The organism is Desulfuromonas carbonis (genome assembly GCF_054658035.1).
Genome location: NZ_BAAHXR010000003.1, coordinates 779,258 through 793,701, shown reverse-complemented (window position 1 = coordinate 793,701; position 14,444 = coordinate 779,258). Strand labels below are relative to the sequence as shown.

Below are 14,444 nucleotides of genomic sequence, written 5' to 3'. Positions count from 1 at the left end.
ACCTATTTTATATGAGGATTTACGAAAATGTCATTACTTGTTCGCTGCCACCGTACCCGGCTTAGCAGGCGCTCCATTGTCCGACTTTTTACCCCGTTCAAGGGCGCTCTCGAACATGCCCCGGTTCTTGAGGCCCGAGGCAACAGGCCACTGCAGATGACGTTTGAAGATCAGTTGAAAATCCTGACCTACTATCACCTCGAAGAGCATTCTTCGGGGCGTCATCTGCTTCAGGTTCTGACGCAGGAAGATTTTGCCGCGACTCATATTGCACCGCCCGGCGGTATCCGGAAAAGCGCCTTCTTTGAGGCGATCAATACCCGAGGGCTGGAGCAGATGATTCATGTTTACGAAGACCTGCAGAAACAGGTCTCACAAAAGATTCCTGTCGCCAAAGACATCTCCGATCTCGGCGATCTGATCGCCGTCGATGGTTCGCTGATTGACGCTACGCTGTCCATGCTCTGGGCGGACTATCGAGACGGAGCCAAAAAGGCCAAGGTTCACCTGGGGTTCGATATCGGTCGTGGTGTCCCCCAGAAAGTCACATTAACCGACGGCAAGGGCGACGAGCGTCCTCAGGCGGAACGGCTCGTGGCTCCCGGTCAGACAGGTGTCTATGACCGCTATTACCAGTGTTACAAAAACTTTGACGACTGGCAGGATCAGGGGCGCCACTTTGTCTGCCGCATCAAAGCCAGTTCTCGTAAGACGGAGTTGAGCGCCAATCCTGTTGTCCCCGGCAGTCATGTTTTCTATGACGCCAGGGTGTTGCTCGGCACCAAAGATGTCAACCAGACCGAACGAGAAGTGCGTGTGGTCGGCTACAAGGTTGACCAAAAATCCTATTGGGTCGCCACCGACCGCTTCGATCTGACCGCCGAGCAGATTGCCTTGATCTACAAGCTACGCTGGACGATCGAGTCCTTCTTCGCCTGGTGGAAGCGCCACCTCAAGGTGTATCACCTGATTGCCCGCAGTCCCTACGGCCTGCTGGTGCAGATCCTCGCAGGGTTGATTACTTATTTGCTGCTGGCCATCTACTGCCACGAAGAGCATGGCGAACGTGTCAGCATCAACAGGGTGCGTGAGCTTCGCAACAATATTCGCAACGAGGCCGCCGAGGATGCGGCCGCAGGCTTAGGGCCTCCCGATATCATTGACTTGGACTTCGGAGCCTATGCAACTTCTTAACCGGACACTACTGTTGAATTACCGTATTCGCAAGGCATTCCTGCTCCCCCTCGGGGTGCTGCTCGGCCTCTGCCTGCTGCTGCTGGTGCTCTGCTTTGTCCGCGACGAACCGCCGGCCAAGGCCCTGATCCTGGTCGCCCTGATCCTGCCGGTGCTGATTCTCTTTGTCGAGAGTATCTTTCGTCACACCGAGCTCGATGATGTCCGGCTGACGGCGCACAAACTGCTGCGCAACAAGTCGTTGCTGCTCGCCGAGGTGACCGCGGTGGAGACGGTGATGGTGCGCAAGCGGGTCTTTCTGACCATCTGCGCCGGCGATGATTTCCTGATCCTCTCCAACGCCTACGCCGATTTTCCCGGGCTGGTGCGCAATCTGCTGCAGCGGGTGCCGCCGGAGGCGATCACCGAGGAGACCCGGTCGATGGCCGCGGCGCCACCGGTCAAGAGCAGCGATATCGTCAGCTGCTGGCTGGCGGTCCTCCTGCTGCTCCTGATTCTTTACGGTCAGTTGGGGGGGAGCCTCTGAGTCGGCGGGGCTATTCGGTTGACAAAATGAGGGGTTTCATTTAATTTAGTCAAATTCTTGGGTAGCGAGGGAGTCGTCGCATGGAGAAGGCAAAAATCGAGGAATTCCGCAAGATTCTTCAGGAACAACTTGAGGATCTGGTGCGCGAGGCTGGCAAGACGGTCTCCGAAATGACCGACGAAAAGACCAACTTCCCTGATCCGACCGACCGGGCTTCGCTGGAGTCGGACCGCAATTTTGAGCTGCGCATTCGCGACCGCGAGCGCAAGCTGATCATGAAGATCCGCGAGGCCCTGGAGCGGATTGAACTCGGCGAATTCGGTATCTGTGAAAATTGCGAAGAGGAGATTGGCGAGGCACGGCTCAAGGCCCGGCCGGTGACTACGCTCTGTATCGAATGTAAAACCGAACAGGAGCGGCAGGAGAAGATCGGCTGATCATTCCGTCGCTTGCAGCCAACCGGTCACCGGGTCGGGAATGATCCATGGAGTCCCTTCCGTTTCAACTCCTCACTGCTGCTGTTCGCATTGCCAACCGGGCGGGTGGCGATCGTCCCCGCGCCCTGCAGAACACACTCCGTCTCCTTAAACGCCGGCTCTCCCTCGTGGAGAGCCGGCTTCTTATTCTCGCCCCCGACGAAAAAACCTTTCACCGGCAGATCAGCGCTGCCGGGCCCTGTCGTATACTCCCCTCCCTTCTGCGTGTCGCCGGCAGCAACGCCGGCCGTTCCCTGCATGCCGGGAGCTGCCAGGGGAGCTCCGGGGACTGGTTTCTGGCCGTTGCCAGCGACAAGGAGTCGCGCGGAGTTCTGGTGTTGCGCCCCGCTCCGGGCCAGAGTTTGACGGCAACCGAGTTGGCAGCGGCCCGGGCCGTTGCCGAATTTCTCGCCGGCCTGCTTCCTCCTTCCGCTTTGGTCCCTGCGGCCGGTCGGGATGAGGATCTCCTCCAGTGGCAAGCGCTCTCCGCCGAGAATGACCGTAAGTTTCGCGAGATGTCCCTGCTCTATCGGCTCTCGCGTGCCCTGCATGGGACCCTGCAACTCAATGAACTGATGCATCTGATCCTGTCGGCCGCCACGGTTCCCGACGGCGGCGGCTTTGAACGGGCAATGCTGCTGATGGTCAATGCCCGCAGCGGCACCCTGCAGGGGATGCTCGGTGTCACCCGGGAGACTGCGTCGATGGTCCTGCCGGTGCAGGCCGGGGTGCGCGATTGGGAGCACCCGCGGATCGCTGCTGAAATCCGTGAGGGGCAGCGGCAACACCCCTTTTGCCGCCAGGTGATGGGTTTGCGCTTTGCTCTGGAAGATGTTCACAGTCACCTGGCCGAGGTGGTGCGGAAGGGGCTGGTTCTGGTGGTAAAGGATGGGGAGGGGAGCAAAGTCTTTCCCGCAGAGCTTGGCCTTGGTACCTGTGTTTGTGCGCCGCTCATGGGCCGCAACCGGGTGCTCGCCCTGCTGGTGGTCGATAGCCCCTCCGCCACCGAGGCGACGACCCCGGCCCGGTTAAGGTTCCTGGAACTTTTTGCCAGCCAGGCCGGAACCGCCATGGAGAACTCAATGCTGGTCCATCGCCTCGAAACGGCCCACCAGGATCTGCGGGAATCCCAGGAGCGCTTGATCCAGGGGGAGAAGATGGCCGGGTTGGGGGAGCTGGCTGCCTCGGTCGCCCACGAACTGAAGAATCCGCTGGTGGCGATCGGTGGATTTGCGAGGCGCCTGGTCCGGCAGCTCGAGGGCGGCAGCCGGGAGCAGGAGTATGCCGGAATCATCACCCGGGAAGTCGAACGCATGGAGCGTCTGCTCGGCGATATCCTCGCCTTTTCCAAGAAGAACATGCTCTGCTTTAGCGACTGCCAGCTTGCCGAGGTGATCGATGAGGCCCTCGCCGTGGTCAGCGATGCGCTGGAGCAGGCCGGCATCCGGACCCTCCTCGAAATCGCCCACCCCCTGCCCCTCATCCAGGGGGATGCCAAGAAACTCTGCCAGGTGGTGATCAACCTCGTCGATAATGCGCGCCAGGCGATGGAGATGACCGGCGGCGACTTGACAGTGCGCGCCTACCCGGGGCGGCTGAGGGGGGCGGCGGCGGTGGCGCTGGAGGTGATCGATACCGGTGGCGGGGTCTCGCAGGAGGTCCTGCGCAATATTTTCAACCCCTTCTTTACGACCAAGGCGGAGGGAACCGGTCTCGGACTGTCGATCTCCCACCGGATTGTCGAGCATCACCGGGGCGAGATCGAGGTCGAGAACCGGGAGCGCGGCGCCGCCTTTATCGTCCGACTGCCGGTTGCCGCGGCGGAAAAAGCTTTCCGTTGACAAACGGCGGTGGTTTGGTTAAGGTGACGCTGCTTTTTTCGGGGCTGTAGCTCAGCTGGGAGAGCGATGCGTTCGCAACGCATAGGTCGACGGTTCGATCCCGTTCAGCTCCACCAAAAAGATGCCGGGCCGGCTGATTTTTCAGCCGGCCTGTTTTATTATGCGTCCACCCGTGCGGAAAATCCCTCCCCCCTTCCCAAACCGACGGAAGCGCAACCACTTGAGGATTAAATAGCCGGGCAAGGCGGCCTTCCACTTGCCATCGATAACTGCGAAGGTTCACCCGGGCAGCATTGGGTCGCCGGTGATGCGACAGGGGGCATAATGTATCCTTCGGCAAACGATGGTATGCTTTCGAATACTATCATTTGGATTAGGATCTGCTTGCCATCCAGCCGAATCCCTGCCCCTATCCCTCTTTCACGGAAGGAGCCAGTTCATGTCTCTCGGGACCTTCAGCGCCATGGTCGTCAGCGAAACCTCCCCCAAAAACTTCGAGCGCCGGATCGTCGAGCGTTCGATCGACGATCTTCCTCCGGGCGAGCTCCTGCTCCGGGTTCACTACTCTTCGCTGAACTACAAGGACGCCCTCTCGGCCAGCGGCCGGCCCGGGGTCACCAAGAATTATCCCCACACGCCGGGAATCGATGCGGCCGGGGTGGTGGTTGAGGATGCCTCCGGACGTTTCAAGCCCGGCGACGAGGTGATCGTGACCGGTTTCGACCTCGGCATGAACACGGCGGGCGGCTTTGGCCAGTACATCCGGATCCCCGCGGCCTGGGGCGTCCCCTTGCCGGATGGGCTGAGCCTGCGCGAGAGCATGATCTACGGCACCGCCGGGTTTACCGCCGGGCTCTCGGTCCATCGCCTGGCGGCCGCCGGCGTTGCTCCCGGAGCTGGTGATATCCTCGTCACCGGGGCGACCGGCGGCGTCGGCAGCATCGCCGTCGGCGTTCTGGCCCGCGCCGGCTACCGGGTGGTGGCGGCGACCGGCAAATTGAGTGAAGGAGAGTACCTGCGCGGACTCGGGGCGACCGAGGTGGCCGACCGCCAGAGCCTGCTCGACGGGGCCGAGCGGCCGATGATGAAAGAGCGCTGGGCGGGGGCGGTCGATGTGGTCGGCGGGAACACCCTGGCGGCGATCCTCAAGTCAACCTGTTACGGCGGGGTTGTCACCTGCTGTGGCCTGGTCGGTGCCCCCGACCTGCCGGTCAACGTCTTTCCCTTCATTCTGCGCGGGGTCAGCCTGCTTGGCATCGATTCGGTCCAGTGCCCGGCGCAGCCCCGGCTTCAGGTCTGGCAGCAGCTGGCCGGCGTCTGGAAGCCGCCGCGGCTGGAGGATACAGTTACCGAATTCTCCCTGCAGGAACTCGACCCGGCCATCAAGGGGATTCTCGCCGGCGAGTTGCGGGGCCGAACCCTGGTCAATCTGCAGCAGAGCTGATGCCTGATCGGCTGAAATGGAAAGGGCCCGGCAATAAAGTTGCCGGGCCCTCTACGTTGTTGTGAAGATGGTGTTGCTCCCACCGGAGAGAAAATTAGCCGGCCATGCCGAGCATCGCCTTGTACTCTTCCTCGATCAGTTCGAAATGGTGGTGGGTAGAACTGGCGTTGGCCAGGTAGATCGCCTTGACCTCGGGATCCTCGATCTTCGCTGCCGTGGCCCGCAGTTCCTGCTCCAGGGCATCCTCCTGCTCAATCGCCAGTTCCAGCGCCTTGCGCTCGTCGAAATCGGCGAGCATCGCCTGCTGCAAAGCCTTCCACCAGCTCGATTCGGTGTCGGGGGGGAGCTTGATAAAGTCGTCAAAGGGCGGCAGGTCACCCCCCTTGTAGACCTTGTAGAACATCTTGGCGTGCTGGAGCTCTTCCCGGGCGAGCAGCTCGAAGGTTTGCCGGGCTTTGTCCTCGGCCATCTTCTCGGCGCCGTAGCGATAAAAGTCCATGGCATCCTTTTCGGTCTGGATTGAATCCTTAAGGGCCTTCTGCAGATCGAAAATCCCCATTTTCCCATCCTCCTCGGATAAATTAATTTAGAGCCGCCAAATTAACATAAAATTTTCGTCATGTCTCATCTTTTTGTGGCAACAGCAGGGGCTCGGCCTTGGTTAAATAAGACAGTTATGGTAATATATTCCCAAGCGGTAACCACAAATACTTGCTCACAACCCGCTTACTTTGGCGCGCTGGATCTCCCTCCTGGCCAGCGCGCCTTTTTTTGCGCCCGGTTTTCGCCGCCTCGCCCTTCAGGCGCGGCGCAGGTGAAAAAGGGTGAGTCCCCGCTCCGGGTCGCTCTCCGGGAAGTCGTCCCCGGCGCGCAACTGGTTGAGCAGTTCCAACTGCGGTGCCTGGCGGGCCAGCTCGGCGCGGAGAAATCCGGGACCGGGACCCGGCGCGCTGAGGGCGGCGATGACTTCGCCGCCGGGGGCGAGGAGTTGATCGAGCCGGCCGAGCAGTTTCGGCCAGTCCCTTTGGGGCTGAAAGCTCTGGCCCTGGGGTCCGGGGGGGTCGACAATGACCAGGTCGAAGGGGCCGAGTCGGCGCAGCTTGCCAAAAGACTTGAAGAGGTCGTGGGGGAGGAAGTGCGCCTGGCGCAGGTCGAGTCCGTTCAGCTGATGATTGAGGCGTCCGATGTCGAGGGAGCGGCGGTGCATGTCCAGATTGACCACCTCGCGGGCGCCACCGGCAAGGGCAGCTACGGAAAAGCTGCAGGTATAGGCGAAGAGGTTGAGCACCCGTCGCTCCCGGGCGACCTGTCGCACCAGCTTCCGGCCGACGGCCATGTCCGGGAAGAAGCCGATGTTCTGGGCCTTGGACGGATGGATTCGGAATCGCAGGCCGGCTTCAACCGCATCGAGAGTTCCCGGTTCCTCGCCCCACAGGCAGTGGGTGGGGGTGCCGGGACGGCAGCGGTACTGCACGAGCAGGCAGCGGGCGCTTCCCGCCGTCAGCTCCTGCAATCCGCACGCGAGTGCCGCGAGCCAGCCGGGCTCCGGCTCGCGGTAGAGGACGAGCAGCAGCAGCGGCGGATACCAGTCGAGGGTGACATGCTCCAGCCCCGGATAGGTCTGCCCCCGGCCGTGGAGGATGCGCCGGGCTTCATCGGTCGATGTGGCGAGGATCGCGGCGGTGCGAGTGAGGATGGTTTCCGGCATGGTCAGGGTCCTTGCGGTGATCGAGGCAGGGCAGAATAGCCCAAATGCCACTCCGGCCTCAAGGGGCATCAGGCCTTCGCCCGCTGCGCCCGTCCTGGCTGTCCCGTTTCGGTCCGTAACCCCCTGATGGCCACGACCGCGAAATTGGTCCGGATGTATAATGGAAGCAAATCGTGGCCGACCCGACCCGGGTCAGGTCCGGAAAGGAGGTGCCAGCATGAAAGCGAGCGAAATCAAACAGGAACTCAGCAGGAAGAAGGTTGACGGAAACTCCATCATCAAGTGGTGGCGCAAGGAGAATGATTTTGTCGATTATGAACTGGTCGAAACCTTTGTCGCTACCGCCGAACCGAACCAGGAGTTTTCCGGCTACGAGATCCTCGACTCGGCCGCCATGTGGGATGCCCTGCGCCAGGTGACGCCGGATCACGTCTCCCGCGAAAAGAGGGGCGGCGACGAGGTGATTGTCTGGCGCCATCAGCTCGGGGATGGTGCCGAAAAGACCGAGGTCTGCCCCTTCTCGGCGCAGAACCTGCTGGCCATTTTCGATGCGGAAACCGGCGGCGACGTGGTCGGTTACTGAGTCGGAGCGGGGCAGGGGAGGGCGTTGCGAAAAGATGCGGCCGGGAGGAGTCCCCGGCCGCGGTCGTCTTTATTGGGGCGATGACCCCCGCCCCGCGCTCCGGCGCGGTCGGGTGCGCGCTGCCTTCACCATCTGCAGCCGGGATTCGCTGCCGGCAAAGCGACCCCGGTCGATGCCGTCGCGGCGGGAAAAGTGCAGGAAGAGCCCGAGGGAGGTCAGCAACACGCTGGCACCAACCAGGATGCCAACGGGGTAGTAGAGATTCCCGGCGAGGTCGAGCTGGCTGTACTTGATGATCATGATCAGGCTCTCGAGGACGAGGGCAATGCAGACCGTGGCGACGAAGCGCGTGATGGTCCTGCGAATGACCAGATAGGTATTTTCGTCCTCTTCCGGCTCCGAGTATTCCTTGCCGATGCCAATGCCGAGTTCAAAGATGGCCAGCGAGATGATCGCCGTGTTGATCGACTGGACAAAAATGCTGACGACTTCCTTCTGCTCTGCGAGACCGGTGTAGAACTGGTATCCGGCCAGCGCGATGAGGAGCAGGGAGAGGGAGAGGAAGAGGAGGGAAAAGATTTTCCCCATCCAGGTTTTGATCGAAATCTGCAACATGAAACTCCTTTCAGACTCTGTTTCTTTGCCGTCCCGCGCTTCCCGTTCGGGGAGGCGGGACGGGCTGCCACGGTTGTACGGCACAATCCATTGCAGCGGAAGGGGAATGACCGCACAGCTCGGGTGGCCACGGGCGGTCTCCCTTCTGTGCAATCGCGCGGTGGCCGGACGATTTTCCCCGGGATGAAGATTCTCCTTGTTTCCAGGCAGCGGCGAACTGTAAAGTAGCCCCGCCGCCTGCTGTCCGGCGGGGGCAATGGTTCGAATTTATGGAATTGGCCCGTTCCGGGGGAGGGTCGGATACTGCAGGTCTGTTGATGAAATTATTCTGGGATTTTTTCCAGGTTTGGCGCAAAAGAAAGAGTGAGCCGGAGCCCCCGCGGGATCCGGTCACACTGTCTCCGGTCGGGGAGGAGTTTCGCCCCGCGCCCTGGGTGGTCGGTGAGGCCCTGGATCAGGTGCTTGCCACCACCCGCGGCCTCGACCCGATGCGTGATATCCTGCTGAAGGACTACCTGGACCAGGCCGCGGCGCCGGTTCCGGTACGGGAGCAGTCTCTCACTGCCATCGTCGCCCGCCGTGACTGGCAATGGCCGCTGCTGGAGAGCTGGGCCGCCACCTTCGCGGCCAGCCATGAGTATCCGCGCTCCTGGCGCCGCCTCCCCTCGTTGATCCTGCCCCACCAGCCGCCGCCGCAAAGCATCGCCGAAGCCGCGCCCTATCTCAGCTACCTCGAAAAGCGGGATTTACTGCGAAGTTTCTGGCCCCATGACGGGCGGCCTCCGCTTCCGGCCGAAGAGCTTGATGCCGCCTTTATCCGGGAGGTTCCCTGGGGAGAGGTTCAGACCCTGGCACGAGAACGTTACGATGCGCGGGTTGCCGAGGCCCTGAAACTGGCGGAGGTGGAGCGTGCCGGCCTTTTCTTCCAGCACCTGGCGGCCACCGCCAACAGCCTGATGACTTTCTACCAGTGGCAGCGGATTCGCCCCAACCAGTTCCTGAGCTACCAGCTGATCGTCTCCTGCCCGGATGGAGAGATCGCCGCCCAGAGATTCCGCGATCGTTTCAACCGCGGCGAGAGTGATGCCCTCCCCCCCTACTTCCCCGGGGACCCCTGCCGCCTGCAGCTGCGCCGTCTTCCCGGTTCCGGTTCTGCCGGCGCCTGAAACCGGCAGGAGGGGTCAGAACGGTTTGGGGTTGCAGACGTTCTCCGCCCGGTTGACCCTGATGCCGCAGTTGGCGCAGACGAAATGGGGATCGGAAAAGAGTTTTTCGACTTCGGCGCTGATCTCCTTTCCCCGCAGCGAGCACAGGTGCAGGTTGCCGTGCTCCTCGGGGTTCTTGCACCCTTTTTTGGCCATAAATCAACCTCCGCTGGTTTTTGCTAACCATAATGTAATGGGCCCCGGTGGGAAGTCAACGGCGGCAGCGGGCATTGCCAACTTCGATGAATCTTAATGTTTAATTGGTTGACAGAGGTCGTTGAAGCGGCTAACTTTTTCACAGAAAAGGTGGAGGGGTACCATGATGTCAATTGGATCTTCGTCCAAAATGCTGCTGGCGGAGGGATGGAAGCAGGAGGTTGCCATCGTCCTGAAATCCCTCGGGTTGATCGATGACCGTTATACCGGCAAGATCGTTCTTAATTTCAATCACGGGGCTATTATCGACGTAGAGCGTACCGAGCGTCTGAAGTAGTCGCGCCGAAAACTGAAATACTGCGGTTAGATTTCCAACTCAATGGTGAGACCTGGAAAGACCCGCGCCAAATCCCGCAAGGATTGGTGCGGGTCTTTTCCATTGGGGGGCACCGTGAACAAGGCTGGCTGGAAAGAGGAACTACTCAAGGTGCTGCGTGCCAACGGGTTGATCAACGACGGTTACAGTGGGCGGGTGGTGATCAATCTCAACCAGGGCGGAGTCACCGAGGTCGAAAAAGTGGAGAAGCTTGAGACCAGCCTGAAATGAAATGGAAGAGATCGGGGCAGGTCGACAGGATGCTGTCGATTCTATTCCCCGTGCGGGGGCCGAAGTGAGCGACGAGACGGAAAAGCCGGGCCAAAAGCCATGCCGGCTAGAGATTTGCGAGGATTTCAGGGCGCAGGCGACCCGCTGCCGCAAAGGGAAGACCTGCCTGGAGGGGGCGCCGCACTGCCGGGTCGTCGACAGTGTCGCCGACAAGGTCTTTTTTGTCGAGGGCGAGGGGGGGCGCCTCTGCTGCTATCATCTGAGTTTTGGCGATTCAGGTTACTGCAATTGTCCGGTGCGGCAGGAGTTATATCGCAAGTACCGGGTCTGAAGTTCTTCCCCCCAGCCAATTAAACGAGGACCGGTATCCGCCGGTCCTTGTTCGTTTTTAGGAATCAGCAGATGCGGGGCAACTGTTCGCCGGCTAGCATCTCGATGGAGCGTCTCCCGCCGATGGCGGTCTGCAGGGAGAGGCGGCCGGCACCGCTGCCAGCCACTTCGCCGATAATCGCAGCATCCGCACCTTCGGAATGCCGGCGCATTGCTGTCAGGGCTGCTTCCGCCGCATCGGGAGCGACGATCGCCAGCAATTTCCCCTCGTTGGCGACGTAGAGCGGATCGAGGCCGAGGATGGCGCAGGTTCCGGCCACCGCCGGACTGATCGGCAGCGCGGTCTCCTGCAGCAGGATGTCGACCTGCGATTGCCGGGCGATCTCCTTGAGGGTCGTCGCCACGCCCCCCCGGGTCGGGTCGCGCAGGACATGCACCTTCGCGCCGAGGCTGGCCAGCAGGTCGTCCACCAGGTGGTTGAGGCTGGCGCTGTCGCTGCGAATGGGGCTTGTCAGCTCCAAGCCTTCCCGGCTCGCCAGCACCGCCATGCCGTGATCGCCGAGGGTGCCGCTGACCAGGACCTTGTCGCCCGGCCGGGCGTCGCTGCCGGTAATCTGCAGGTCGTGGGAAAAGACCCCGATGCCGGCGGTATTGATGAAAATCTTGTCCCCCTTGCCGCGAGGCACCACCTTGGTGTCGCCGGTGACGATCCTGACCCCCGCCTTGTCGGCAGCTCCCCGCATCGATTCCAGAATCCGCCGCAGGTCGCTCAGCGCCAGCCCCTCTTCGAGGATCAGGCCGACCGAGAGGGCGAAGGGGCGGGCACCGCTCATGGCGAGGTCGTTGACGGTGCCGTTGACGGCGAGGTCGCCGATGTTGCCGCCGGGGAAGAAGATCGGATCGACGACGTAGGAATCGGTGGTGAAGGCGAGCCGGCCGCCGGCATGGTCGAGCAGCGCCGCATCGTTCTGGTCGCGCGGAGTGATCCCGGAGAGGATCGGCGTGATCAGTTCGTCGAGGAGCTGGTGGCTGAGTTTGCCGCCGCTGCCGTGGCCGAGCAGGATGATGTCGGATTTCATTGCGGGAAGCGCCTTTAGGAAAATGGCTGGCAGATGGGATCCATGGGTCAGATGGGTCCTATTTGACCTATGCTTTTCAGCCGCCGCCGTATTTGTACTCGGCGGCGCAGGTCCCCTCGCTCGACACCATGCAGGCGCCGACCGGATCTTCCGGGGTGCAGACGGTGCGGAAGAGGGGGCACTGCAGCGGGGTGACCTTCCCCTTGAGGATCTCGCCGCAGAGACAACCATTCTGCTCCCGCGGTGGTTCGACCACCACCGGGAGCCGCCGGGCCGCGTCGAAGGCTGCGAACTCCTCGCGAATCGCCAGCCCCGAGCCGGGGATGACCCCGATCCCCCGCCAGCGCGCATCGGCGGGTGCGAAGACCCGCTCGAGGATCTCCCGCGCCTTGCGATTGCCGTCCGGCCTGACGATGCGGCTGTACTGGATCTCCACCCGCGCCGCCCCTTCCAGGACCTGGCGGGCGAGCATCGTCACCCCTTGCAGGACGTCGATCGGTTCGAAGCCGGTGATCACGCAGGGGAGATGATGCTGTTCGGCGAGGGGGCGATAGGCTGCGGCGCCGATGATGGCCGAGACGTGGGCCGGACAGAGGTAACCGTCAACCTGCAGCTCGGGGTCGGAGGTCAGGGCTGCCATCGGCGCCGGCATCGTCTTGTGGGCGGCAAGGACCGAGAAGTTGCCGACCCCCTGGGCCTGGGCCTGGAGGATCGCCCCGGCGATGGTCGGCGCGGTGGTTTCGAAGCCGACGCCGAGAAAGACGACCTCGGCAGCCGGATTTTTCACCGCCAGGGCGACGGCGTCGAGGGGGGAATAGACGATGCGGATCGCGGCGCCCGCCGCCTGCTCCCGCTGCAGGCTGCTGCTGGAGCCGGGGACGCGCACCATGTCGCCGAAGGTGGCCACGATCGTGCCGGGACGGCGTCCCAGGGCCACCGCGTGGTCGACATACTCGATGGGGGTGACGCAGACCGGGCAGCCGGGGCCGGAGATCAGCCGGATCGAAGCGGGGAGCAGGGAGCGGATGCCGTGCTGGTAGATCGCCATGGTATGGGTTCCGCAGACCTCCATGAAGGTCATGGCGCGCCCCTTCTCCGCGACCAGGGCATGCAGGTCGGCGAGGAGCTTTCGGGCGACGGCCGGGTCGCGGAACTCGCGGGTGTAGGTCGGGCCGCTCATTCCGGGAAGACCCCGTCGGCGATCAGCTCGCGGAAGATGCGCAGCGTCTCCCGGGCATCTTCTTCGTCGAGCTTCTCGATGGCGAAGCCGGCGTGGATCAGGACAAAATCGCCGATCGCTACCCCGTCGACCATCATCAGGCTCGCCTGGCGCTGGACGCCGTCGATTTCGCAGCAGGCGGTTTCACCGTCGATACTCATCACCCGCATGGGGACGCCAAGACACATGGGAACTCCTTCGGAGCGGAACGGGGAACGAGGAATGGGGGATGTGACCGAGCCCTTATGCGCGCCGCGTCACCCATCCCGCGTCCCGTTTTTTGCTGACATTTTCTCGCAGCCAGTCGTACCAGGCCGTCATCCCTTCCCCCGAATGGCAGGAGAGCTCGAGGATCTCGATCTGCGGGTTGACCTGGCGGGCGAAGCTCTTGCACTTCTCGACATCGAAGCGCAGGTAGGGGAGGAGGTCGACCTTGTTGATCAGCATCAGGTTGGCGGCGCGGAACATCTGCGGGTACTTGAGGGGCTTGTCCTCCCCCTCGGTGACCGAGAGGACCGCCACCTTGTGGTCTTCGCCGAGATCGAAGGAGGCAGGGCAGACGAGGTTGCCGACATTTTCGATCATCAGGATGTCGGTCAACCCGAGGTCGAAGCCGTCGACGCCGTGGCCGACCATGTGGGCGTCGAGGTGGCAGCCGGCGCCGGTGTTGATCTGCTTGACCGGCACCCCGGTGGCGGCGATGCGGTCGGCATCGTTGGCGGTCTGCTGGTCCCCTTCCAGGACCGCAAAGGCGAGCTCCCCTTTCAGGTCGGCCAGGGTCCGTTCGAGGATCGAGGTCTTGCCCGAGCCGGGGGAGCTGACCAGATTCAGGACCAGCAGCCGGAAGGCGGAAAAACGGTCGCGGTTGCGTTCCGCCAGCCGGTCGTTCTTGGCGAGGAGGCTCTCCTCGACCCGGATCGTGCGGCCTGGCACCTGCTCGTGTTCGTGGCCATGGTCGTGATCATGGTGGTGGGGGGCGGCGGTCGGGCAGCCACAGTCAATGCACATGGTCAGTCGATCTCCATTTCACGGATCTGCAGTTCCTCCCCTTGCAGCCGCTCCAGGGCAAAGGCGCCGCAGGCGGGACAGGCGAAGGTGTAGCGGTCGACGGGGGTCTCGCTGCCGCAGCTGCTGCAACGGGCCTGGCCCGGGATCGTTTCGATGATCAGCTCGGCCCCCTCCAGCAGCGTCCCCTGCCGGCACGCCTCGTAGCAGAAGGCCACCGCATCGGCGACCACGCCGGCGAGCTCACCGATCTCGACGGTGACACTGCGCACCCGCGTCGCCCCCTGCTCGCGGGCGGTGCGGACGGCGATATCGACGATGCTCTGGGTGATGCCGAGTTCGTGCATGCGCATGGCTCTCTGCGGGGGTGGGACGCTGCGGCGATTTTTCACTATAGGGGGATTCCCCGGCAAAAATCAAGGCTGCTCAGCCCGCGGTGGCGTATACGTTTGGCTC

18 protein-coding genes, 1 tRNA gene and 1 pseudogene are annotated in these 14,444 nt (G+C 62.5%); 11 read left to right on the top strand and 9 right to left on the bottom strand.

The features are described 5' to 3' along the window. Positions 1-27: 27 nt before the first annotated feature. The 6 genes and pseudogenes from ACYQ8E_RS10615 to ACYQ8E_RS10590 all read left to right on the top strand — a co-directional run. Positions 28-1,128 (top strand): annotated as a pseudogene (locus ACYQ8E_RS10615) (IS4 family transposase); the annotation flags it as partial. 79 nt (positions 1,129-1,207) lie between these two features. Beyond that, the gene (locus tag ACYQ8E_RS10610) at positions 1,208-1,720 is read left to right on the top strand and encodes a hypothetical protein (RefSeq protein WP_066729013.1); all 513 of its coding nucleotides are present in this window, start codon (positions 1,208-1,210) and stop codon (positions 1,718-1,720) included. Positions 1,721-1,800: 80 nt separating this feature from the next. Next, positions 1,801-2,157 carry an RNA polymerase-binding protein DksA gene (dksA, locus tag ACYQ8E_RS10605; protein ID WP_066729011.1) on the top strand — a complete coding sequence of 119 codons (357 nt, stop codon included), beginning with the start codon at positions 1,801-1,803 and terminating at the stop codon, positions 2,155-2,157. A gap of 47 nt (positions 2,158-2,204) precedes the next feature. Next, a complete protein-coding gene (locus tag ACYQ8E_RS10600; RefSeq protein WP_066729009.1) occupies positions 2,205-4,037 on the top strand; it encodes a sensor histidine kinase in 1,833 nt (610 codons plus the stop codon). Between the two features lie 40 nt (positions 4,038-4,077). Beyond that, positions 4,078-4,153, top strand: a tRNA-Ala gene (locus tag ACYQ8E_RS10595). A gap of 323 nt (positions 4,154-4,476) precedes the next feature. Next, positions 4,477-5,481 carry a YhdH/YhfP family quinone oxidoreductase gene (locus ACYQ8E_RS10590; protein ID WP_459860942.1) on the top strand — a complete coding sequence of 335 codons (1,005 nt, stop codon included), beginning with the start codon at positions 4,477-4,479 and terminating at the stop codon, positions 5,479-5,481. Positions 5,482-5,575: 94 nt separating this feature from the next. Here the strand turns inward: ACYQ8E_RS10590 and ACYQ8E_RS10585 are convergent, their stop codons facing one another. Then, positions 5,576-6,040 carry a ferritin-like domain-containing protein gene (locus ACYQ8E_RS10585; protein ID WP_066729006.1) on the bottom strand — a complete coding sequence of 155 codons (465 nt, stop codon included), beginning with the start codon at positions 6,038-6,040 and terminating at the stop codon, positions 5,576-5,578. Positions 6,041-6,280: 240 nt separating this feature from the next. Continuing rightward, complete coding sequence (locus tag ACYQ8E_RS10580; protein WP_459860940.1) at positions 6,281-7,189, bottom strand: class I SAM-dependent methyltransferase; 909 nt, start codon at positions 7,187-7,189, stop codon at positions 6,281-6,283. Between the two features lie 217 nt (positions 7,190-7,406). On the opposite strand from ACYQ8E_RS10580, the gene ACYQ8E_RS10575 reads away from it, so the two are divergent. Then, a complete protein-coding gene (locus ACYQ8E_RS10575; protein WP_459860939.1) occupies positions 7,407-7,772 on the top strand; it encodes a hypothetical protein in 366 nt (121 codons plus the stop codon). Between the two features lie 69 nt (positions 7,773-7,841). On the opposite strand, the gene ACYQ8E_RS10570 is transcribed toward ACYQ8E_RS10575, so the two are convergent. Further along, entirely contained in the window at positions 7,842-8,387 is a 546-nt protein-coding gene (locus ACYQ8E_RS10570; protein WP_459860937.1) for a hypothetical protein, read from the bottom strand. A 317-nt stretch (positions 8,388-8,704) separates the two neighbouring features. On the opposite strand from ACYQ8E_RS10570, the gene ACYQ8E_RS10565 reads away from it, so the two are divergent. Continuing rightward, complete coding sequence (locus ACYQ8E_RS10565; RefSeq protein ID WP_459860934.1) at positions 8,705-9,553, top strand: hypothetical protein; 849 nt, start codon at positions 8,705-8,707, stop codon at positions 9,551-9,553. Positions 9,554-9,568: 15 nt separating this feature from the next. Here ACYQ8E_RS10565 and ACYQ8E_RS10560 read toward each other — a convergent pair whose 3' ends face one another. Further along, a complete protein-coding gene (locus ACYQ8E_RS10560) occupies positions 9,569-9,748 on the bottom strand; it encodes a hypothetical protein (protein ID WP_066728999.1) in 180 nt (59 codons plus the stop codon). Positions 9,749-9,911: 163 nt separating this feature from the next. Between ACYQ8E_RS10560 and ACYQ8E_RS10555 the strand changes: the two genes are divergently transcribed. The 3 genes from ACYQ8E_RS10555 to ACYQ8E_RS10545 all read left to right on the top strand — a co-directional run bounded on the left by ACYQ8E_RS10555 (position 9,912) and on the right by ACYQ8E_RS10545 (position 10,686). Continuing rightward, the gene (locus ACYQ8E_RS10555; protein WP_157471928.1) at positions 9,912-10,085 is read left to right on the top strand and encodes a hypothetical protein; all 174 of its coding nucleotides are present in this window, start codon (positions 9,912-9,914) and stop codon (positions 10,083-10,085) included. Positions 10,086-10,199: 114 nt separating this feature from the next. Beyond that, positions 10,200-10,355, top strand: coding sequence for a hypothetical protein (locus ACYQ8E_RS10550; protein ID WP_157471927.1), 156 nt, complete (start codon positions 10,200-10,202; stop codon positions 10,353-10,355). Between the two features lie 64 nt (positions 10,356-10,419). Further along, positions 10,420-10,686 (top strand): hypothetical protein, encoded by a 267-nt coding sequence (locus ACYQ8E_RS10545; RefSeq protein ID WP_157471926.1) that lies wholly within the window; start codon positions 10,420-10,422, stop codon positions 10,684-10,686. Between the two features lie 64 nt (positions 10,687-10,750). Here the strand turns inward: ACYQ8E_RS10545 and hypE are convergent, their stop codons facing one another. The 5 genes from hypE to hypA form a co-directional block, all read right to left on the bottom strand. After that, positions 10,751-11,764, bottom strand: a complete 1,014-nt coding sequence (hypE, locus tag ACYQ8E_RS10540; RefSeq protein WP_066728997.1) for a hydrogenase expression/formation protein HypE — start codon at positions 11,762-11,764, stop codon at positions 10,751-10,753. A 76-nt stretch (positions 11,765-11,840) separates the two neighbouring features. Beyond that, positions 11,841-12,944, bottom strand: a complete 1,104-nt coding sequence (gene hypD / locus ACYQ8E_RS10535; protein WP_066728996.1) for a hydrogenase formation protein HypD — start codon at positions 12,942-12,944, stop codon at positions 11,841-11,843. Next, on the bottom strand, positions 12,941-13,171 hold the full coding sequence (locus ACYQ8E_RS10530) for a HypC/HybG/HupF family hydrogenase formation chaperone (RefSeq protein ID WP_066728991.1): 231 nt from the start codon (positions 13,169-13,171) through the stop codon (positions 12,941-12,943). Before ACYQ8E_RS10530 ends, hypD begins: the two co-directional genes overlap by 4 nt. Before the next feature lie 55 nt (positions 13,172-13,226). Continuing rightward, on the bottom strand, positions 13,227-13,991 hold the full coding sequence (gene hypB / locus ACYQ8E_RS10525) for a hydrogenase nickel incorporation protein HypB (RefSeq protein WP_066728990.1): 765 nt from the start codon (positions 13,989-13,991) through the stop codon (positions 13,227-13,229). 2 nt (positions 13,992-13,993) lie between these two features. After that, positions 13,994-14,335: a hydrogenase maturation nickel metallochaperone HypA gene (hypA, locus tag ACYQ8E_RS10520; protein ID WP_066728989.1), complete on the bottom strand. Its 342-nt coding sequence runs from the start codon at positions 14,333-14,335 to the stop codon at positions 13,994-13,996. Positions 14,336-14,444: the final 109 nt, after the last annotated feature.